This is a genomic window from Halovenus halobia, assembly GCF_051414135.1.
GTDB classification, from domain to species: domain Archaea; phylum Halobacteriota; class Halobacteria; order Halobacteriales; family Haloarculaceae; genus Halovenus; species Halovenus halobia.
The window spans coordinates 108822-127658 of sequence record NZ_JBLKOA010000006.1 but is presented as its reverse complement, the minus strand read 5'-3'; the positions used below and the strand labels follow the sequence as shown (position 1 = coordinate 127658).

Below are 18837 nucleotides of genomic sequence, written 5' to 3'. Positions count from 1 at the left end.
AGGGTCGTTTCGCGCAGTTTTTCCCGGCGGGACCGGAGGATAACGTATGGCGACTGGTCTCACAGAATTGTTCAATCAGATGCCGTACGCGGAGTTACTCGGCATCGAAGTCACCGACGTCGGCGAAGGTTACGCCGAGGGTGTCCTCCCGTTCAAAGACGAACTGCGCTCGAACCCCTACGGCGAGGTGGCCCACGGCGGCGCAACCTACGCACTTGCAGACACCATCGGCGGCGCGGCGGTCATCTCACTCACTGAAGACGTCTCGCCGACCATCGATATGCGCATCGACTATCTCGCGCCGGTCAAAAGCGACATCTACGCGACCGCGGAGGTGATTCGCCACGGCTCCAGCGTGTCGATGGCCCACGTCGAAATCGAAGACGAGGAAGGCACGCGCGTGGCGACGGCACAGGGTACCTACAAGACCGGCGGGCAGGGCGAGAAGACCGACTGGGATGGCGACGAGGACCGCGACCGCCGCCACTCTGTCGATTAGACTGTCTCGACACCAGTAATCTCGAAGCGTGCGCCCTCAGCCTCGACAATCTGTATCTCCCAGCCGTGGGCTTCGACAATCTGCTCGACAATCTGCAGCCCCAGTCCGGTTCCGTCGGCAAGTCCAGAGTAGCCAGTCTCGAACACTGCCTCGCGCTGGTCTGCGGGGATTCCCGTCCCATCGTCCTCCACGTAGAAGCCGTCAACAAGCGAGCCGACATTAACCGTTACGTGGCCATCGGTATGCTCTCCAGCATTCTGCTGAGTCTGCGAGTTGGAAGTCGTCGACCCGTGTTCGACGGAATTCCGAAAGAGATTCTCGAAGAGCTGTCGGAGTCGGCTGGGGTCCGCGTGAATCCGTCCGGTAACTTCGCAGTGAAGCGTCGCGTCCCAACTGGCGACCGACTCCCAGCAGTCGCTGACCAGTGGTTTGAGAGCGACGAGTTCCGTCGGGCCAATCTGTTCACCCGAGCGAGCGAGCGCGAGGACGTCGGTAATCAGCGCGTCGATGCGGTCGTGGGCGTCGGCGACGGCGTCGAGGTGGTCGCTGGGGTGCTCGTCGGCGGCCAACTGGAGGCGGAGTTGGGCGACCGTCAGGGGGTTTCGGAGGTCGTGACTGAGCACACTCGCGAACTCGTCAAGGCGTTCGTTGGTCCGTTCGAGGTTGCGCTCGCGCTGTTTGGCCGCGGAGATATCGCGAGTGTTGACGACGTAATATCCCTCGGGAGTTGGGTTCGCCGAGGCAGCGGATTCGACCCAAAGATAGGTTCCGGCGGCAGTTTTGTGGCGAAACTCCGCGGACTCGACCGTCCCATCGTCGTCGGCGACGACCCGGCGAAACGCCGCGAGTGTCCGCTCGCGGTCGTCGGGGTGGACGTAGTCCTCAATGTGGTCGCCGACCAGCTCGTCTTGCTCGAAGCCGTAGAGACACTCGACGGCAGGGCTCTCGTACTGGATGACACCCTCGGTGTCGAGGACGGTAAGCAGGTCCGTCGAGTGGAGGGCGAGTGTATCGAGCGAGACGCTATCGACGGGTGACGGCGTGCCGTCGCGGTGCTCGGCAGTCATACTACTCTCTCAGTGGGAGCGAATATGGAGTTTACTGCGGGTCGATGACAGGTGTTACTCGCGGTTGTCGAGGTAGTGCAACACGCCGCGAGTGTTCATCCGCGCCTCGCCGCGGGCGTGCTGTGTCGTCCACGGACTGTCGGTGTCGACCTGATTTGCGAAGTACTCGAGGACAGCCTCGTCGTCGCCGAGGTCCGCCCGCTTGGCTTCGACGCGCTCGACCCACTCTGTGATAACTGTCCTGTACTCATCGAGGCGGTCGTCAGTTTCTGAGTCGCCAAAGTGGCCGTAGTACAGCGCGGCCGGGTCCAGCTCTTCGAGCGTCTCGATGTCAGCGAGACAGCCCTCCAGGTCGAATCCTGGCGGCGGCGATGTCTCGTGGACACCGGGACGGTTTGGGACGTTGATGCCCGCTGCGTCGGCGGTGAAGACGCCCTCATTTTCGGGGTCGTAGAAGACCGCCTGGTGGAAGGCGTGGCCGGGGGCGTGGTGAACGTCCAGCGCGTGGTCACCCAACTCGACAGTGTCGCCGTCGGCGAGTTCGACAATGCGGTCTTCGGGAACGGGCTGTGGTTCGGCGTAGTACTCGATGCGGTCGCCGACGACGTCTTTCGTGCCCGCCCAGATTTGCGCCGGGTCGACCAGAAACTGTGCGCCGCTCTCGTAGACACAGACATCGGCATTCGGACAGGCCTCGGCGAGATAGCCGACACCGCCGGCGTGGTCGAGATGGACGTGGGTCGGTGCGAGTACCCCCACATCCTCGGGGGCGATACCGAGTTCGTCCAGCGCGTCGAGAATCCACTCGTAGTTGCGGCCAGTTCCTGAATCGATGATTGCGGGCCGGTCGTCGTCGATGATATAGACCGCGCCGTACTGCGGACTGCCGTACAGTTCGATGTCGACACAGTACAGGTCGGTCGTCCCCGCACTCGTGGCCTCGTAAATCTCCATGTGGTAGCTCCGCCGGCCCACTGAAAGTATCTTACTGCTCTTCGAACAGTCGCTCGGCCCGTTCGAGCGTGTCGGCGTCGCTCGGAGCCAGCGTCTCCCGCCGACGCAAGAAGCGCGGAAACCGCAGGGCATAACCGGAGTCGTACTCCTCGGAGCGCTGGATTTCCTCGTACTCGACTTCGAGGACGACCTCCGGCCGGAGTTCGACCGACCGGGCGTCCCGGGAGACGATCAGTTCTTCGAGGCGGTCGGTCAGCGCGTCGAGTTCCTCGTCGGTGTAGCCGGTCGAGAGTCGCCCAACTTCGCGGAATTCCTCGGCCGAGTCGTCGTAACAAGCCAGATAGAGTCGTCCGAGCCAGTCGCTTCGCCGCCCTTCGCTGTACATGGCTCGGGAGACGACCAAATCGAGTGGCTCCATCGTCGGCTTGACTTTCAGCATCCGGCCGACGCGGGTGCCGGGCTGGTAGGTCGCCGCCGGGTTCTTGACCATCAGCCCCTCGTGGCCCGCGTCGAGCGCCTCGCGGTAGCGTTCGGTCACGGCGTCGGGAGTCTCCATTTCCTCCGGGTCGGCGTCGACACTCGCCGTGAGTGCCCGGGACCGTTCCAGCCCCGCCAGGGGTTCGTCAGGGCGAACGGCAACATCCTCGAAGGTCGCTTCGAGGCGGTCGATTCGCGTCGAAAACGGCGTCTCGATGAGTGTCTCGCCGTCGTACAGGCAGTCGAAGAGGTGGACGACGACCGGAACTTCGCGGGCCATTTTTTCCACACCATCCTCACGCTTGATGCGCTGGGAGAACCGCTGGAACGGCACCGGTTCGCGGTCGTCGAACTCGACCGTTTCGGGCGTGTAGCCGACGAGTTCGCCGTCGAGGATGGCCGACTCCGCCGTGACCCCCTCACGGACTGCGGCGACCACGTCGGGAAACTGTTCGGTGATATCTTCCAGCCGTCGCGTAAAGAGTCGAATCTCGTCGCCCTGCTTGTGAATCTGGACGCGTGCGCCGTCGTATTTTACCTCGCAGATCGCCTCACCGTCGGTCGCTGCGTCGGTGAGCGCTTGCTCCAGTGACTCGCCTTTCTCGGCGAGCATCGCCTGCACGGGACGGAATAGTTGCACGTCGAGGTCAGCCAGTCCGTCTCGCCCCTCGTCGCGGGCAGTCTGGGCGACAACCCGGTAGTCGTTGGTGACCTGATAGGCGCGCTCGACGGCGTCGATTGCCTCGTCGCTGCCGTCGAGAAAGGCCACAGCGATGGCGTCGCGAATCGTCCCCTCGCCGATACCGACGCGCATGTGGCCCAGTGCCGTCCGGACGACGTAGCGGGCTTCTGACGGGTCGGCGTCCGACAGGAGTCCAGCAATCTCGTCGACTCGGCGGCTCTGGCTTCCATCACCCTCGAAGGAAGTAATTTCGCGCAGTGAGTCGTGGACGCGTTCGACGGTCAGTAGTTCGGAGAACAGCGTCTGCTGGGTCTGGTTCTCGACCGCCCACGCGGCCACGTCGCCGAGGTCGCCGGTCTCGCGCCAGCGCTCGCGCAGGTCGTCGTCGGCGATGCCGGTTGCTTTGGCAATCGCGTCGCGGGTGAGCGAGGAGGAGACGCCGAGTTCCTCACGCTGGTGGGCAGCGAACAGTCGCCCGCGGACGAGTTTCACGACGACTGGGAGGAGGTCGCCGGCGTCGGCGAACGTCTCGGCGAGAATATCGCGTTTCTCGTTGTTCGAGTCCGTGCCGGCCAGTCGCTCGTAGACCCCGACGAGTTCGGCGTACTCCATTAGACTGCGGTAAGGCAACGGCGGTCAAAAAGACCTCGACAGCGACCCAGTGGACCGCTGTCAGTCTGGCGCGGAGTATATATTCATCCCGTCCGTGGACCGGATATGATGGATATCACACTGCCGGACGAACTCAGGGGCCACGTCGAGAACGAACTGGACGGACTCATCGAGCACATCGACCACTTCCAGGCGGAGTGGCTGGCACAGGCCGACATCGACCCCACCGACGACGAGGCTGTCGTCGGGTTCGCGCTGGGTGCGATGATGGTCGAGATGGAGCACTACCTCGACGAGGAGTACGGAGACGACGAGTCCGACGAGTACCTGCAGGAGGCGGCGAAAGTCGTCAAGAAACGGCGGTCTGAGATTCTGAGCGCGATTCGTGAAGAGAAGATGACCTGAAAACGCAATCACTACGTGGCCGCCCACACAGGGGAGCGTATGGAACTCGGTATTGTCGGACTCGGGCGGATGGGACAGATTGTCGCCGAGCGAGTCCTCGACGACGGCCACGACGTGGTCGCCTACGATGTCGACGCTGACGCAATCGACAGCGTCGCGGAGGCGGGCGCACGACCAGCAGAAACGTTGGACGAACTCGCCGAGAAACTGGGCGAACACAAACGTATCTGGCTGATGGTGCCCGCCGGCGACCCCGTCGATATGGCACTGGACGACCTGAGCGAGTATCTCGACGACGAGGATATCGTCATCGACGGCGGGAACTCCTATTTCGAGGATTCAGTCCGGCGAGCAGAGTCGACCGACGCGGCCTATCTGGACTGTGGCACCAGCGGCGGACCGGCCGGCGCAGAACTCGGCTTCTCGCTGATGGTTGGCGGCCCAGAGTGGGCCTACGACGAGTGTACACCAGTCTTCGACGCCGTGGCGACGGGTCCCGACGGTCACGACCGGATGGGGCCGAGCGGGTCAGGCCACTACGTGAAGATGGTCCACAACGGCGTCGAGTACGCGCTGATGCAGGCCTATGGCGAGGGCTTCGAGTTGCTGCACAACGGTCGGTACGACCTCGACCTGGAGGCCGTTTCCCGGACATGGAACAACGGTGCCGTCATTCGCTCGTGGCTGCTTGAGCTCTGCGAGGAGGCCTTCCGAGAGGAGGGCAACGACCTCGGGACTGTGGCCGACCACATCGCTGGCGGGTCGACCGGAACCTGGACAGTACAGGAGAGTCTCGAACAGGAGGTGCCGCTGCCGCTAATCTACCAGTCGCTTGCAGAGCGCTTCGCCAGCAGAGCGACCGGCGACGGCGAGGGACGACTCTCGCGGCGGCTTGCGAATCGTCTGCGGTACGGCTTCGGTCGCCACGACATCGAGCGACTGTAGCGGCGGTGTTGTTTTGCCCTTTGAGGGCGAGAGTTCAGCCATGATACGAGGGTACGAGGACAGAGAACCAGAGATTGCGGAATCGGCCTATGTGGACCCACAAGCAACGATTATCGGCGACGTGACAATTCGCGAGGACGCGACAATCCTGCCGGGCGCTGTGTTGCGCGGCGACGGCGGCGAAATCATCCTCGAGGAGAAGGCAAATGTCCAGGACAACGTCACCATTCACGCCGACGAGCCAACAAATCAGGTCCATCTCAAAGCAAACGCCGCTGTCGGGCACAACGCAATTGTCCACAACGCCACCATCGGCGAGCACTCGCTGGTCGGGATGCATGCGACTGTATTGGACGACGCTGTCCTCGAACCGCACAGTGCCGTGGGCGCAAAAGCACTCGTCATGGAAGAGCAGCGAATTCCCTCCTATACGATGGCTGGCGGCCAGCCAGCCGAGACAATCAAGGAGGACATCCCCGAGGACAGTATGGTCTTTCAGGCTGCGGAGTTCTACGTCGAGCGAGCGAACGGACTGAAAGCCGGCAGAATCATCGAGGAGTAATCAGGCTGGTCTTGGTCCAATTGTGAGGTCACGACAGAGGGTATCGTCGACGAAAATTCGCCCGTTGCCACGGATTGTGACAGTGTGGTCTGGCACCTCGAAGGTGAGCTCCCAGTTAGTATGATCTGCAGTGACGAGCGTCAACACCGCGCCGGTGTCGATGTAGTCATGCAGTGAGTACTCAATCTCGTGGGGCTCGCAGTCTGCTGCCTCTGCGAGAGCCTCGACGATGGCGGTGAGAACCTCGTGACGGCGGGTCATGAGTCCACCTCCTCGCCGTGAAAGTAACAGCCCTCAATGAGGTGCTCGGGGATATTGTCGGAGTCGTCGATAGCGAGCAACACCCGTCCAATCTCGTCGAACCGCGACCCGCGCCGTACACGAAACGGGTTTTCGTCCCACTCGATAAACGACGCGTCTGCCATCATCGGCAGATGTTCGTGTTTCAAATTCGTCATAAGCAGCGTGGGGTCGAGTCGGTACTCCGGGGAGTTAGCCGCCTCCGGTAACGGCAGGGATTGCCCCGCGTCTGCCTCTAATAGCGACCCGACGAGTTGGCGTCTCGTGCCGGACGCTAACGTCCGGTAAATTAGCCGCCACCGGTCAGCGAGGTCTTCGATTGACTGCATTATCCAACCATCTGTCAACAAATAATATAGTTTTTTCTACTAGCATCGTCGTGAAACCGGCTGTAAATAAGTGGGTCGGGAAAACCGACACGAGCGCGCCACACTGCCGGAACAGAGACGACGGTAGGGTTAATCGTCGGCAGGTTCGGCAATACCGTCGACGGAATCGAGTTCGAGGCCACCACCGATGGTACGGTTCGGATACGGGATATCGATCCCTTCCTCGTCGAACCGTTGTTTGACTGCCGTGACGTATTCACCGCGGGTCTTGACGAAATCGGACCGACTCGGGTTCGAGATCCAGATACGCGACTGGAGGCCAACCGAGGAGTCGCCGAGTTCGACGAGTCGGACCGATGGCGCGGGCTCGCTGAGGATGTCTTTGTGTTTCTCAGCTTCTTCGATGATAATCTCGGTCGCTTTCTCGATGTCGTCGTCGTAGCCGATGCCGAAGACGAACTTCAGTCGGAGTTCATCTTTGGCAACCGGATTTTTGATCACATCGCTCATCAATACGCCGTTGGGGACAGTCAGCAGTTCGTTGTCGAAGGTTCGGACCCGCGTCACGCGGAGGCTAATGTCCTCGACGACGCCGGAGTTGCTGTTCCACTCGATCCAGTCACCGATGCGGAATGGTTTGTCAGTGTAGATGAAGATACCGGCGACGAAGTTTTTGATCACGTCTTGCAGCGCAAAACCGATAGCGAGTGTCGCGGCCGCGGCAATCGTGGCGACTGCCTGCAGGAAGTTGCCGAGTCCGGCCGTCCCGAAGGCAACCGACAGCGCGACCAGGAAGATGAGGAATTTCTTGAGTTTCTGGAGGGGTTTGCGGGCGTGTTCGTCGAGTCCGCGGGCGCGCATCGCTCGCGTGACCAGCGGGCCAACAGTGGCTTGGCCGACGAAATATATGAAGAGGAAGACACCGGCGAAGACGAGCAACTGAGCGAGCGTCCCGGCATAGGGGACACCGAACTGACCGAGCTGGTCGGCGACGGGACCGACCGAGGCGACGACGGGACTCACCGTTCTAGCACCGCGGTGTGCCCGCGCGTCTGGACGACAGTCGCGTTCGTCTGCTCGGCCAGTTCGGTCGCCAGTTCCTCCGCGTCCCCGTCCGCTCGGGCGGCACGATGGAACTTGATCTTGACGAACTCCTGTTCGGCGAGTTGGTCATTTAGTTCCTCAGTGACTGCGCTGGTGCCGCGCTTGCCGACCCAGACCGTGACGTCGAGATTGTGAATCCGCTGTTTCCGCGTGCTCATACTGTGTGGCTTTCGCCGCTCAAGTAATTAAAAGTAGGCAAGTCGTTCCAGGACGTTACTGGTCGTCGTAGGGGTATCTGTCGTGTTTGCCACAGTCACAGGTAATGACCACGTGGCCGTCCTGTAGGCGCACCCGAGCGTTCGCCCCCGGACGGAGATACGCGTCACAGCGGTCGCAGGTGTACCGGACGAACCGTCGCGGCAACGCGAGACGGTTGCGCTCGGCAATCCGGCGGGCGCGGCGGACGTACCGGCGGGCGCGTTGCTCGTCACCGTCAGCAGTCGCTTCCCGTGCGAGGTCAGTCAGCCGCTCGATACGTTCGGTCGCAATACTCACACCCGGCAGTAGGCGGGTCCGGCGCATGAGCGTTGTGTCCGAGGACGCAGATTTTTATTGGGGAGTCACGTACCCACTCGCATGACGGCGCTTTCTTTCGACGAACACGGTGTCGATGTGGTCTACGAAGGGACTGAGTTTCGCCTCGAAAAGACGCTCATCGAAGAGGCGGTCGAGAAGGAGTATCCAGATGTAACTGACCATGAAGTACTCCAGATGATTGAAGAAAATCCCGCCCTCTCGGGCGAGCCGCAACGAATCGAAGAAATACTCGCGTAGTGACTTAGGCTTCGACGGAATCGACGGCCTGCTCGGAGGCTTCCTGGACCTGGCTCTGGATTTCCTCGGCCTGCTCTGCGATTTCGTCGACCTGCTCGGCAATCTCGTCGACTGCCTCGACGGACTGGTCTTCGAGTTCTTCGTGTGCGTCGAGCATCATGTCGAGCTGTTCTTTGAGCACGTCGAGGTACTCCTCGCTCAGCTCGTCGATGCTGTCGACGCCGCCTTCGACTTCCTCGGTGAGGTTGGCGAACAGTTCTTCGTGGTTGTCCAGCAGTGTCTCGTACTGCTCGTCGATGGAGTCTCGCAGTTCGACGACGGTGTCTTCCGTCCCTGGGATGTTCGCTTCAACAGCGTCGAGGAGGCTGTTGACGATATCCTGGTTGAATTCGACGGCACTGCGCTGGACCGATTCCGAGGTGCCGAGACTGTCGACAGCTGCTTCGCCGACGCGTTTCTGGAGGTCGACTGTCTGTTCGAGTGCGTCCTGGCCCTGTTCGAGTGATTTCCGCTGTAGTTCGAATGTCGCTTTGACGGGTTGGGTGTAGTCTACCATTGTATTAGTACATACGAGTGACACCTATATAATACTTTCCTTCATAGACCACTCTCTACCACTGAATACCATAGCGAGGGTTTTTCGCCTGGTGAATCGGGAAACAGCCAATATTTCTCGCGTAGGAAATGTCTGGGAAGACGTTGTTATGATTCTGGTCAAGAGCGGAATTAGTAGGGGAATAAAAACAGGAATACACGCCTGAGCGTCGTGAATTTTTCCGTTTGGCCGGCAAAATTAAGTGCAACAACAAGAAATGGTTTGCTACGATGGAACAGTCAGATGTTCATGCCGAGACGAACCACGAGGTTCTGCGGGCCGGGCTAGATGGGGCCACGGGGGACGTACTACTGGTGAATCCGACAGCAGAGACACTGAGTGCCGCCGTCGAAATGTATCGTGATGACGACTCGCTACCACCGCTGAAGGTATTTGTGGACAGTCAGCCGCTGAAACGGCTGACTGATGATTTCATCATTGCGAGTGGCATCGCTGATTTGGTTGCCGAAGGGCTGTTCGAGGTGCGAACGCTCTCGACGGTACCACGACACTCACTGTTGCTCACCGAGGACGGCGTTCTCTCGTTCGTCCAGGATGTCAACGCTGTCGCCGGACTCCGGACGACTGAAGAATCGTTCGTCTCGCAGTTGTACGACGACTACAGCGACCAGTGGAGTGAGGCCGAAGCGTTCTCGCTGCGCACCCCACCACTCTCGCACGTACGCGAGACGCTCGAAACCGATATCGGCGCGGCCGCAGTCGAGGACTTCGACCGGATTCTCGACAGTCTCGAGGCGGCGATTGGCGACGGCGAGGGCCTCGATGAGGTGACCATCTCGCTGCTGGTGGCGGCGAACAACGGCGAACTACTCTACGACATCAGCCGCTGGGGGGAAGATATCAGGCTGGCGAGCAAGGCCACCTTCTCGCGAAACAAGAATCTCCTCGAAGAAGCGGGACTCATCGATACCGAAAAGGTCCCAATCGATATTGGACGACCGCGGCTTCGTCTGCTACTTGGCGATGGCTCGCTAGAGTCAGCCTCGATCGAAGAGGTCGCCGAAGAGGCCGAGCAGCGACTCGGCGGGAACTGACCGAGTCGGTTCCACCTGTTTTTTGCCTCGGGTCGCCGTCGATGGAGTATGACAGTCGGGATCATCGGCTCGGGGCCTGCCGTCGTCGCCACGCAGGCGGCACTGGTCGACGCCGACACCGAACAGATAGACGTGACAGCCCTTGGATCGGTCGAACTGGCCGTCGTCATCGGGACAGCCGGTGACCCAGTCTTCTCCAGAGCGAACGAGCAGGCGCTGACGGCTGACACACCCTGGATTGCCGTCGAACTCGGCGGAGTTGGCGGTCTCGCCGTCGCCGACGCCTCGGTCGCCTGTTTTGTGCCCGACGGCGCCTGCTACGAGTGTCTCAGCGGTCGCGTGGCAGCGAACTTGGATGGGCAACCAGAATCGCGCGCACCTGCGAGACGGACCGCCCGCTTCGCCGGCGCGGTTGGCGGCCGAGAAGCCGCCCAGTTCCTCGACGGCGAGAGTATCGACGGCCGAGTAATCACGCTGCCGTACCAACAGCGCCGGCTGCTGGCGTTGCCTCACTGTGGCTGTGACCCGCGAGCGAAACGCAGTCTCGACCGGGAGGTCACAGAGCAAACCATCGACGAGTCACTTGCACGGGCCGAACAGGGCCTCGACGAGACGATTGGAATCGTCCAGGAGGTCGGGGAAGCCGAGTCGTTCCCGGTGCCGTACTACCTCGCACAGGGCTGTGAGACAGCCGGATTCAGCGACGCAAGCGCCGCCCGCGAGGCCGCCGGCGTCGACCCGGACTGGAACGCCGCGTTCATGAAAGCCCTCGGCGAGTCGATGGAGCGGTACTGCGCCGGCGTCTACCGAACTGACGAACTGGACCACGGGGCGCCAGCTGACCTCGATGCTGCTGTTGCACCCTCGGCCTTCGTCTGTCGAGACGAGCCAGACCCATCGACACCGGTCGAGTGGGTCCGGGGCGAGCGCCTGACTGACGGCGCCGAGCGAGTGCTCCCGGCGGAGTTCGTCCACTATCCGCCGCCGGAGAGTCGGTATCACCCGGCGGTGACGACCGGTCTCGGACTCGGCAATTCGACGGTCGAGGCGCTGTTGTCCGGGCTGTACGAGGTCATCGAGCGCGACGCGATGATGCTCGCCTGGTACAGCAGTTTCGAGCCACTTGGGCTGGCACTTGACGGCGGCGAGTACGAGACGATGGTCAAGCGGGCCGACTCGGAGGGCTTCTCGGTCCAGACACTGTTGCTGACACAGGATATCGACGTGCCAGTGGTCGCCGCTGCGGTCACCGGCGACGAGTGGCCACAACTGGCACTCGGGACAGCCGCGAATCTCGACACGCGCGCGGCCGCCGAGTCCGCACTCGCGGAAGCACTCCAGAACTGGACGGAACTGCGCGGGATGGGTCCCGAGGACGCTGCCGACGCCGCGGGTGCAATCGGTCGGTACGGTGCCGACCCCGGCCCGGCGGCGACGTTTGTCGACCCGGAGACAACAGTGCCGGTCGATTCGGTCGGTCCGGCGGACGTGCCGTCAGGAACAGCCGAACTCGACGCTGTCCTCGACCGACTTGGGGACGCTAGCCTCGACGCCTACGGCGCACGCCTCACGACGCGGGATGTTGCTGACCTCGGGTTCGAGGCCGTTCGGGCCGTCGTTCCGGCGGCACAGCCGCTGGCCTTTGGGTCAATGTACTTCGGTGAGCGGGCACGGACGGTGCCCGAGGACCTCGGCTTCGAGGCTCGGACCGACCGCGACCACCACCCGTTCCCCTAGATGCCGAAGGCGAGACGGATCATATCCCGCGTGCCAGGGCCGAGTCCGACCGCGACGATTGCGCCGAGAAGCATGATCGCAAAGCGAGGACTCTCCTCGAAGAACTCTTTGTCGAACACCGAGAGAATCAGCAGCGGGACGGCAATCTTGACGAGAAAAAAGGGCCAGGCGGTGCCGACGTAGACGCCGGCAATCTCGGTGCCGCCCTGGAGTGTGCCCGTCGCGTCGATGATGAACCGATTGAAGGGGTGTTTCGCGCCGTACTCGCCGAGGCCCCAGACCTGTGACCAGTCGTTGGCGAGAACGTTCGCGATACCGTCGATGGCGTGGCCCCAGAGCACGACCAGCCCCATCAGCCCGGTGCCGGCGTTGACTTCCGGGCGGAACTGGTCGGCGCCCAGATAGGTCAGTGCGGCCGCAGCGATGGCGATGCCGAGTGAGATGACCAGCACGCTGCCGTGCAGCGTCATCCACTCGTTCGTTTGGGAGAGAGAGAGCAGATAACCAAACGTACCGACCAACCAGCCAGTTCCGATGAGTCCGAACGGGTAGTAGAAAGTGTCAGTGACATCTGCACGGACCAGCCACTTCGTAAACAGAAGCGACGACAACCCGATTGCGAACACAGTGAAGTAGATGAACGGGCTAATGAGCGCAGCGCTGGCCGGAAACTCGATGGCAGGCACCTCGTTGGCGCGCTGGGCGGCGACAAAGGAGTCCTCGACGACCCGCAGGGCCCCGCCAAAGAGCATGAACGGCACGAGCGCGTAGAAAAAGCGGTCGTACGGCCGAAGGTCAAGTCGTTCGAGGAGGAGGTAAACGCCGCCGAGCATGAAGACAAGGATAAGGATGTAGCTAATCGTCGAGACGATGGTATAGCCAGGTTCGGCGACGAAGGCATTCTGTGCGTTGGCACAGGCGTTGGCTCCGCCCGAGACGACTTCGCCGCTGTCGCGCTGGTAGATGAGACAGTTCGCTCCCTGGGAGTCGGCCTCGACTGGCCCCCAGAAGAACCGCCAGAGAAAGCCGTAGTAGACGCGCTCGGTGAACAGCACTGCCGCGGTTATGACAGTGACGACCGCACCGAAGAAGGCGCTGAGCCAGGCCACCTCGGGGCTGAGTCCGTACCGGTCGAGCAGTTCCATACCCGACAGGCGGAGGCGAACCCAATTGAGGATTCCGGTCTCCTGTCTCGGTCACACACGACCGCAGACTACGACAGGGCCTGCTGTGCAGCGTCGAGAACAGCCTCGTGGCGAGTGTCGTTCGAGACGATCAGCGCGTCGTCGCCGTCGCTGAATCGCTCACCGGAGAGTGTCGTTGCCCGCCCGCCGGCACGGCGGACGAGGTGAACGCCGGCCAGCGAGTCCCAGGCGTTCGGCGGGTCGGGCATAATCGCCGCCTCCATCCCGCCGGCGGCGACCAGCGCGAGCAGCCCCTGGATACAGCCAAAGCGCCGGGCGTCCCCGAAGTGCTCGGTGACTGCCCGGACGATTTCGGCTGGCGTGTCCGGGTCGCTGGTCGACCACCGGCCGGTCGTCCCGACGGCGAAGGCGTCCGGGTTGGTCTGCTCGCTGACGGTCATCGGCTCGTCATTACGAGAGACGCTCTCGGGACCGGCGGTGTAGATATCGGTCATCGACGGCATGGATGTCGCGCCCGCGACTGGCTCACCGTCGACGACGGCGGCGACACTCGTCGCCCAGAAGCCGATTTCGCGGACGAAATTCGCCGTCCCGTCGATGGGGTCGACGACCCACGCCGGTCCGGTCTCGGGAACCACCTCGGCAACCTCGACTTCGCCGGCCCCGACTGTGGAGACATCTTCCTCACAGATGACCGTCGCCGCCGGAAACTCCTGTGCGATGGTCGCGAGCACCTGCTGTTGGGCGTCGCGGTCGGCGTTCGAGACGACATCGGTCGGACTCTGCTTTGTCTCGATAGTCAACTCCGTGCGGAACGCTTCCCGGGCGACGACACCGCCGGCGCGGGCGGCGCGCTCTGCGACCGCCGCGCGGTGAGTTGCTTCGCTCATAGCAGTGCCCACCGGGGGCGAACAGATAGCCTCGTCGGTTCTGGCAGTTCCAGCCGTGGCGGTGGCTCGCGGTGAAAGTGCGGTTTACGGAAGAACGTCGCGGAATTGGGCAGGCTTATTCGCGGAGGCGGTGGCTCAGGACTACCTCTTCGAGGTCCTCGGATCGGCCGCCGTCGGTGGCAATGTCTTCTGGCTCTTCGACCATCGGGACCAGTGGGGCTCCCGTGTTCTCGGCGTCTGTGTAGTGCTCGTACATGGTTCGGAGTTTTCCTTCATGGTTCATCATGAAGGATGTAATTGTCTGGTTGTCGGTCGTGAATATAAATGTAATGATTGTTCGTGCACTTTGGGAATAGATAACACGAGTCTAACTTGTGTTATTGGCACAGAAACCGCTGGTCGGCTGAGAACCCCCGGCATCTCGCCGGGAGAGAAATTTGCGAGGGAAGATCGCTCCGTTCGCGGGATTGCATCCCGCTCACAACGAGGTCGGGCGAACCGACCTCGCAGATCTTCCTGCACTGTTTTGCGAGGGGCCGCGAGGCCACACAGTGCGAGGGATGCGATTTGAACGCATGGACCCCTACGGGAGCGGATCTTGAGTCCGCCGCCGTTTCCAGGCTTGGCTACCCTCGCACGCACATGTCGGTACTCCGTACAGCAATGTGAATCCCGCGGTTCCGACCCGCAGTCAGTGTCGCCGAACCTCATTGTCCGCCGAGTCCGCATTCTCGTCCGATTCCTCGGCCTCGCTGACCTCACGCTCCGGGGGCGTGGCGTCTTCGCTCGACTGCACTCCCAACGGCTCGGAATCGAGCGTGATTTCGTGGTGCGTGTCGAGTTCTGCGAGTTCTTCTGCGGAGGGAAGCCCCTCGTCAGGCGTTGGTGCCTCGTCGGCAGCCGCCTCCGTCGAGTCTGGTGTCGCGTCAGCGGGCGGGTCCTCTGCTGCTGGTTCGGCGTGGCGCATCCGCAATACGGCGTCGGCCATCGTCTCCAGTCGCGGTGCGATAGTTTCGACACGGTCGGGCGCAAACTCCTCGGCGAGTTCGTGTGCGCGTTCGAGATGACGCTGCGCGTCGAGACAACACTGCAGTGCTGCCTTCTGCTCGCCGTCGGCCTGGTGCTCTGCGCCTGCATTCCAGCAGTCGTCGGCAAGACTGCTGTGCAAGTCGGTCAACCGCGTCGCGGCATGTTCGAGTTCAGGGCGAACTGTCTCCGGGCCGCCAGCAAGGTTGCGCTTGTCGCTGCCCCATTCGAGTGTGAGTACGCGGCCGTACCCCTCGAAGGCCTGTTCCCAGTGTTCGACAGCCTCTCGGGGGTCCTCCGCAGACTGACCCGCGATTTTCGCCTCGTGGGCCTGTCGAATTGGCTCGGCGGCGACAGTCTCGATTTCCCAGCCCAGACTCTCGATATCTTCGGCGAGGTCGCGCTGCGTGCCGAACTGGAAGGCGTCGGCGCGCTCGATGGCCGCGCGAAGTCCCCTCGCACGCTGGTGGTCGGCCTGGACCTGTCGGAGCACCTTCCGGCCCTGCTGGTAGTCACCGTTCTCGATCAACTGCCGGGCGAGTTCGAGTCGGTCGCGGCCACGCTCGATGAACAGTCGGGTGTGTGCAGTTTCGAGCGTGCGTTCGGTCTCGGTCAGTTCCGGGGCCAGCGCCGACTCGGGAACTGGCGTTCGAAAGACATCGTTCGCGAGGTCATCGAGTTCGTCGCGGCTCTCCCGATAGACAGCCAATCCGTCGTCCCAGTCGAGATTGTCGGCGTGTGTCCGTATCGTTCCGGCCGCGAGCTCCACATCGTTCGAGAGCGTCCGCATCCGCGCCCGAATCCCACCAATCCAGTGTAGGTGTGCGGCCAGCCCAGCGGGCAGTGGTTTCCCGTGCCACTCTAGGCCGACGCCCTCAGTCGTTGTCACCGAGAGGACTGGCTCGCCAGCACTGATCGAGGCAATGTCCTCGTACGGAAGTCGCACCGCGCCGTGCTCGTCCGTGTTCGGGGTCGTGACGAGAATCCGGCGGTCCGTGACGGCCGTCAGCACCGTCCGGTTAACGGGCTTGCGCTGACCCTCGGCGATGCGCACCAACCCGTCATCACTCTGGAACCCGCCGACGACCGACTCAGAATCAGAAATAATACTGTCGAAGTGCGAAACGACAGACGCAGAGCTGTCAGCGGATACGCCCCTCTCAGAGTTGTTTTTTTCGGGTGGTGTGCTAATTGTCGATCCCAACGTATAGTTATCACAGAAGATAATAAATCACTCGGGTCGTAACAACACCGTAAGAAACCAACAGCGGGGTTACGACGGTTCGGGTTCAGTGCCGCCGTATCTCAGGGTGAGATAGAGTCTGGCTGCCGCCACCTGGACAGCACCGACGACGACGCCCAGGGCGAGCGCCTGAGAGAGCGCCGTCGCGATGAGGAACTCTGGCTGGTCGGCGAGTTCGTCTGCAGCCTCGGGCGCTGCAGTCCCAGGGTCGACCGGGAGGTCCGCACCCCCGGCAAGCAGTAGACTCAGCGCGATGATCGAGAAGATAACCGAGAGCACGAGCGCCGAGACGAACGCAATCAGAAGCAATCCAAACGGCTTGAGGCTGATGCCGCTCGTGAGGTCCCAACTCGTCGAGAGGCTCTCAATAGGAGATTCGCCGTCGAGCACGCAGGCCGGGAACGCCAGAAAGAGCCGCCCAGCGATGTACACTCCCGGCAGTAACAGCGCTGCCAATCCCACCAGAAATGCAGGGACGAACACCACCCAGATACCAACCAGTGGGAGAAAGGAGCCGCCAACTCGGCTTATCTGGTCACCGAGCGACGAGTTGTCTCCGTCGCGGTCGGCCTCGACGGCGACGTGAATCATGCCGGCGATGAACAGCCCAACGAGTCCCGAGAGGATAATGCCGGGAAGTTGGATGACGGTTCCCGTCGTATCGAACATGAAGAAGGCAAACCACGCGACCACCAGTCCAGCGACCAGCAGCGGCAGCCCCAGAATCGTTCGGACGGATGTGCCGAACAGGTCGAGCATTCCAGGGGCACCCGACCGCTGTGTGCGCGGTGTGCCGACGCCCGGCGGGTCCTCGTAGCCCTCCGGCGGCGGGTCGCCCTCGAACCCGCCCGTGTCGGTTGCGGCCGGCTCCTGGGTCTGCTCGTGTTCCGGGTGAGCCTCCTCACGCTTGCGGCGACCACCGCCGCCAACCGGCTCGCCACAGTAGCTACAGTACCGCTGCTCGTCGGTAATCTCCTCGCCGCAGTTCGTACAGTATGGCACAGCTATCAACTGCTATCGGTGCTGGTAAAATAAGCGTCGGGGAAGCCGGCTTAGCTCGCGCTGTCGATAGCCTGGTCCAGGTCGTCGATGATGTCCTGCGTGCCTTCGAGCCCAACAGAGAGCCGAACCATATCCGGCGTCGTTCCCGACGCTTCCTGCTCTTCCTCGGTGAGTTGCTGGTGGGTCGTGCTCGCAGGGTGGATAATCAGCGTCTTCGCGTCGCCGACATTCGCCAGCAGGCTGGCAAGTTCGACCTCGTTACAGAGTGTGCGGCCGGCGTCGTAGCCACCTTCGAGGCCGAAGGTGATCATGCCGCCGTAGCCGCCATCGAGGTACTTGCTCGCGTTGCCGTGGGTTTCGTGGTCCGACAGGCCGGGGTAGTTGATCCACGAGACCTCGGAGTGGTCGTCGAGGTATTCTGCGACTGCCATCGCGTTCTCGCAGTGTCGGGGCATCCGGTGTGGGAGGCTCTCGACGCCCTGCAGCGTCTGCCAAGCGTCGAAGGGTGACTGCTGGTTCCCGAGGTCACGGAGGCCGCGAGCGATTGCGGTGTACATGAACGCCTGCTCACCCATCGCGTCGGCGAAGTTCACGCCGTGATAAGCGGGATTGTCCTGTGCGATTTCTGGGTAGTCTTCGGCGTGGGCGCTCCAGTCGAAGTTCCCCCCGTCGACGACGACGCCGCCGACGGTCGTTCCCGAGCCGTGAATCCACTTCGTCGTCGAGTTCCAAACCAGATTCGCGCCGTGGTCGATTGGGTTACAGAGCGCCGGGGTTCCGAAGGTGTTGTCGACGAACAGCGGAATGCCGTGGTCGTCGGCAATCGAGGCCAGTCGGTCGAAGTCCGGGGTGACGAGCGCGGGGTTGCCGATGGTCTCGCAGTGGATGTATTTCGTGTTCTCGTCGATAGCTTCCTCGTAGGCCTCGTAATCCAGCGTGTCGACGAAGCGGGCCTCGACACCCTGTCTCGGCAGGGTGTGCGTGTAGTAGGTGTAGGTCCCGCCGTACAGCGAGGAGGCGGTGACGATGTTGTCGCCGGCGTCGGCGAGGACGAAATCAGTGAGGTTGAGCGCGGCCATACCCGAGGAGGTGGCGACCGCGCCGACACCGCCTTCGAGGGCAGCAAGTCGCTCCTGCAGCATCTCGACTGTGGGGTTCATCAGCCGCGAGTAGATGTAGCCCGGTTTCTTCAGAGAGAACTGGTTGGCAGCGTCCTCGGCGTCGTCGAAGACGTAGGAGGTCGTCTGGTAGATTGGCGGCGCGCGTGCGCCTGTTGCTGGATCCGGTTGTTCCTGTCCGACGTGCAGTGCTTTCGTCTCGATGGAGTCGTCGTCGCTCATACATGTCACCTCCGAGCGCGAGCACGTGAATCTTCCCATTATTCGGGACCACCCGGGCTGTAAACGTCACCGTTAGGCGTGTCCGGGCGTAGAC

At 62.2% G+C, this 18837-nt stretch carries 22 protein-coding genes and 1 tRNA gene; 7 read left to right on the top strand and 16 right to left on the bottom strand.

Going from position 1 to position 18837, the window contains the following annotated elements:
* The first annotated feature begins 46 nt into the window (after window positions 1-46).
* Window positions 47-499, top strand: coding sequence for a PaaI family thioesterase (locus ACMGFM_RS13565; protein ID WP_436903183.1), 453 nt, complete (start codon window positions 47-49; stop codon window positions 497-499).
* Here ACMGFM_RS13565 and ACMGFM_RS13560 read toward each other — a convergent pair.
* From ACMGFM_RS13560 to ACMGFM_RS13550, 3 genes are read right to left on the bottom strand one after another with little or no spacing between them, the layout of a single operon-like run.
* Window positions 496-1566, bottom strand: a complete 1071-nt coding sequence (locus ACMGFM_RS13560; RefSeq protein ID WP_436903182.1) for a sensor histidine kinase — start codon at window positions 1564-1566, stop codon at window positions 496-498. The genes ACMGFM_RS13565 and ACMGFM_RS13560 overlap by 4 nt on opposite strands.
* Before the next feature lie 54 nt (window positions 1567-1620).
* On the bottom strand, window positions 1621-2520 hold the full coding sequence (locus tag ACMGFM_RS13555) for an MBL fold metallo-hydrolase (protein WP_436903181.1): 900 nt from the start codon (window positions 2518-2520) through the stop codon (window positions 1621-1623).
* A gap of 31 nt (window positions 2521-2551) precedes the next feature.
* Window positions 2552-4291, bottom strand: a complete 1740-nt coding sequence (locus ACMGFM_RS13550) for an ATP-dependent DNA ligase (RefSeq protein WP_436903180.1) — start codon at window positions 4289-4291, stop codon at window positions 2552-2554.
* A gap of 105 nt (window positions 4292-4396) precedes the next feature.
* Between ACMGFM_RS13550 and ACMGFM_RS13545 the strand changes: the two genes are divergently transcribed.
* Genes ACMGFM_RS13545 through ACMGFM_RS13535 form a run of 3 tightly spaced genes read left to right on the top strand, consistent with a single transcriptional unit; the run spans window position 4397 to window position 6203 of the window.
* Window positions 4397-4696 (top strand): hypothetical protein, encoded by a 300-nt coding sequence (locus ACMGFM_RS13545; protein ID WP_299276638.1) that lies wholly within the window; start codon window positions 4397-4399, stop codon window positions 4694-4696.
* A 39-nt stretch (window positions 4697-4735) separates the two neighbouring features.
* Window positions 4736-5641: a phosphogluconate dehydrogenase (NAD(+)-dependent, decarboxylating) gene (gnd, locus tag ACMGFM_RS13540; protein ID WP_436903179.1), complete on the top strand. Its 906-nt coding sequence runs from the start codon at window positions 4736-4738 to the stop codon at window positions 5639-5641.
* Between the two features lie 40 nt (window positions 5642-5681).
* Window positions 5682-6203, top strand: a complete 522-nt coding sequence (locus ACMGFM_RS13535) for a gamma carbonic anhydrase family protein (RefSeq protein WP_436903178.1) — start codon at window positions 5682-5684, stop codon at window positions 6201-6203.
* Here ACMGFM_RS13535 and ACMGFM_RS13530 read toward each other — a convergent pair whose 3' ends face one another.
* The 5 genes from ACMGFM_RS13530 to ACMGFM_RS13510 form a co-directional block, all read right to left on the bottom strand.
* Window positions 6204-6464, bottom strand: a complete 261-nt coding sequence (locus tag ACMGFM_RS13530) for a HalOD1 output domain-containing protein (RefSeq protein WP_436903177.1) — start codon at window positions 6462-6464, stop codon at window positions 6204-6206. It lies immediately after the preceding gene.
* Window positions 6461-6832, bottom strand: a complete 372-nt coding sequence (locus ACMGFM_RS13525) for a hypothetical protein (protein ID WP_436903175.1) — start codon at window positions 6830-6832, stop codon at window positions 6461-6463. The genes ACMGFM_RS13530 and ACMGFM_RS13525 overlap by 4 nt, the downstream gene beginning before the upstream one ends.
* Window positions 6833-6961: 129 nt before the next feature.
* Entirely contained in the window at window positions 6962-7855 is an 894-nt protein-coding gene (locus ACMGFM_RS13520) for a mechanosensitive ion channel family protein (RefSeq protein WP_436903174.1), read from the bottom strand.
* The gene (locus ACMGFM_RS13515) at window positions 7852-8094 is read right to left on the bottom strand and encodes a YhbY family RNA-binding protein (protein ID WP_436903173.1); all 243 of its coding nucleotides are present in this window, start codon (window positions 8092-8094) and stop codon (window positions 7852-7854) included. The genes ACMGFM_RS13520 and ACMGFM_RS13515 overlap by 4 nt, the downstream gene beginning before the upstream one ends.
* A gap of 55 nt (window positions 8095-8149) precedes the next feature.
* Window positions 8150-8431 carry a ribonuclease P protein component 4 gene (locus tag ACMGFM_RS13510; protein WP_436903172.1) on the bottom strand — a complete coding sequence of 94 codons (282 nt, stop codon included), beginning with the start codon at window positions 8429-8431 and terminating at the stop codon, window positions 8150-8152.
* Window positions 8432-8512: 81 nt separating this feature from the next.
* Between ACMGFM_RS13510 and ACMGFM_RS13505 the strand changes: the two genes are divergently transcribed.
* Entirely contained in the window at window positions 8513-8710 is a 198-nt protein-coding gene (locus ACMGFM_RS13505) for a DUF5800 family protein (protein ID WP_436903171.1), read from the top strand.
* A 4-nt stretch (window positions 8711-8714) separates the two neighbouring features.
* Here the strand turns inward: ACMGFM_RS13505 and ACMGFM_RS13500 are convergent, their stop codons facing one another.
* Window positions 8715-9266 carry a hypothetical protein gene (locus ACMGFM_RS13500; RefSeq protein WP_436903170.1) on the bottom strand — a complete coding sequence of 184 codons (552 nt, stop codon included), beginning with the start codon at window positions 9264-9266 and terminating at the stop codon, window positions 8715-8717.
* Window positions 9267-9535: 269 nt separating this feature from the next.
* Between ACMGFM_RS13500 and tbsP the strand changes: the two genes are divergently transcribed.
* Both tbsP and ACMGFM_RS13490 read left to right on the top strand, forming a co-directional pair.
* Window positions 9536-10360, top strand: coding sequence for a transcriptional regulator TbsP (gene tbsP, locus ACMGFM_RS13495; RefSeq protein WP_436903169.1), 825 nt, complete (start codon window positions 9536-9538; stop codon window positions 10358-10360).
* A 48-nt stretch (window positions 10361-10408) separates the two neighbouring features.
* A complete protein-coding gene (locus ACMGFM_RS13490) occupies window positions 10409-12097 on the top strand; it encodes a YcaO-like family protein (protein ID WP_436903168.1) in 1689 nt (562 codons plus the stop codon).
* Here ACMGFM_RS13490 and ACMGFM_RS13485 read toward each other — a convergent pair.
* The 7 genes from ACMGFM_RS13485 to ACMGFM_RS13455 all read right to left on the bottom strand — a co-directional run bounded on the left by ACMGFM_RS13485 (window position 12094) and on the right by ACMGFM_RS13455 (window position 18743).
* Window positions 12094-13242: a DUF63 family protein gene (locus tag ACMGFM_RS13485; RefSeq protein ID WP_436903167.1), complete on the bottom strand. Its 1149-nt coding sequence runs from the start codon at window positions 13240-13242 to the stop codon at window positions 12094-12096. The genes ACMGFM_RS13490 and ACMGFM_RS13485 overlap by 4 nt on opposite strands.
* Window positions 13243-13310: 68 nt before the next feature.
* Window positions 13311-14132: an inositol monophosphatase family protein gene (locus ACMGFM_RS13480; protein ID WP_436903166.1), complete on the bottom strand. Its 822-nt coding sequence runs from the start codon at window positions 14130-14132 to the stop codon at window positions 13311-13313.
* A gap of 115 nt (window positions 14133-14247) precedes the next feature.
* On the bottom strand, window positions 14248-14388 hold the full coding sequence (locus tag ACMGFM_RS13475) for a hypothetical protein (RefSeq protein WP_436903165.1): 141 nt from the start codon (window positions 14386-14388) through the stop codon (window positions 14248-14250).
* Between the two features lie 296 nt (window positions 14389-14684).
* Window positions 14685-14768, bottom strand: a tRNA-Leu gene (locus tag ACMGFM_RS13470).
* Window positions 14769-14823: 55 nt separating this feature from the next.
* Window positions 14824-16212 carry a hypothetical protein gene (locus tag ACMGFM_RS13465; protein ID WP_436903164.1) on the bottom strand — a complete coding sequence of 463 codons (1389 nt, stop codon included), beginning with the start codon at window positions 16210-16212 and terminating at the stop codon, window positions 14824-14826.
* 219 nt (window positions 16213-16431) lie between these two features.
* Entirely contained in the window at window positions 16432-17403 is a 972-nt protein-coding gene (locus ACMGFM_RS13460) for a zinc ribbon domain-containing protein (RefSeq protein WP_436903163.1), read from the bottom strand.
* Window positions 17404-17453: 50 nt separating this feature from the next.
* Window positions 17454-18743 (bottom strand): O-acetylhomoserine aminocarboxypropyltransferase/cysteine synthase family protein, encoded by a 1290-nt coding sequence (locus ACMGFM_RS13455; protein ID WP_436903162.1) that lies wholly within the window; start codon window positions 18741-18743, stop codon window positions 17454-17456.
* Between the last annotated feature and the right edge of the window lie 94 nt (window positions 18744-18837).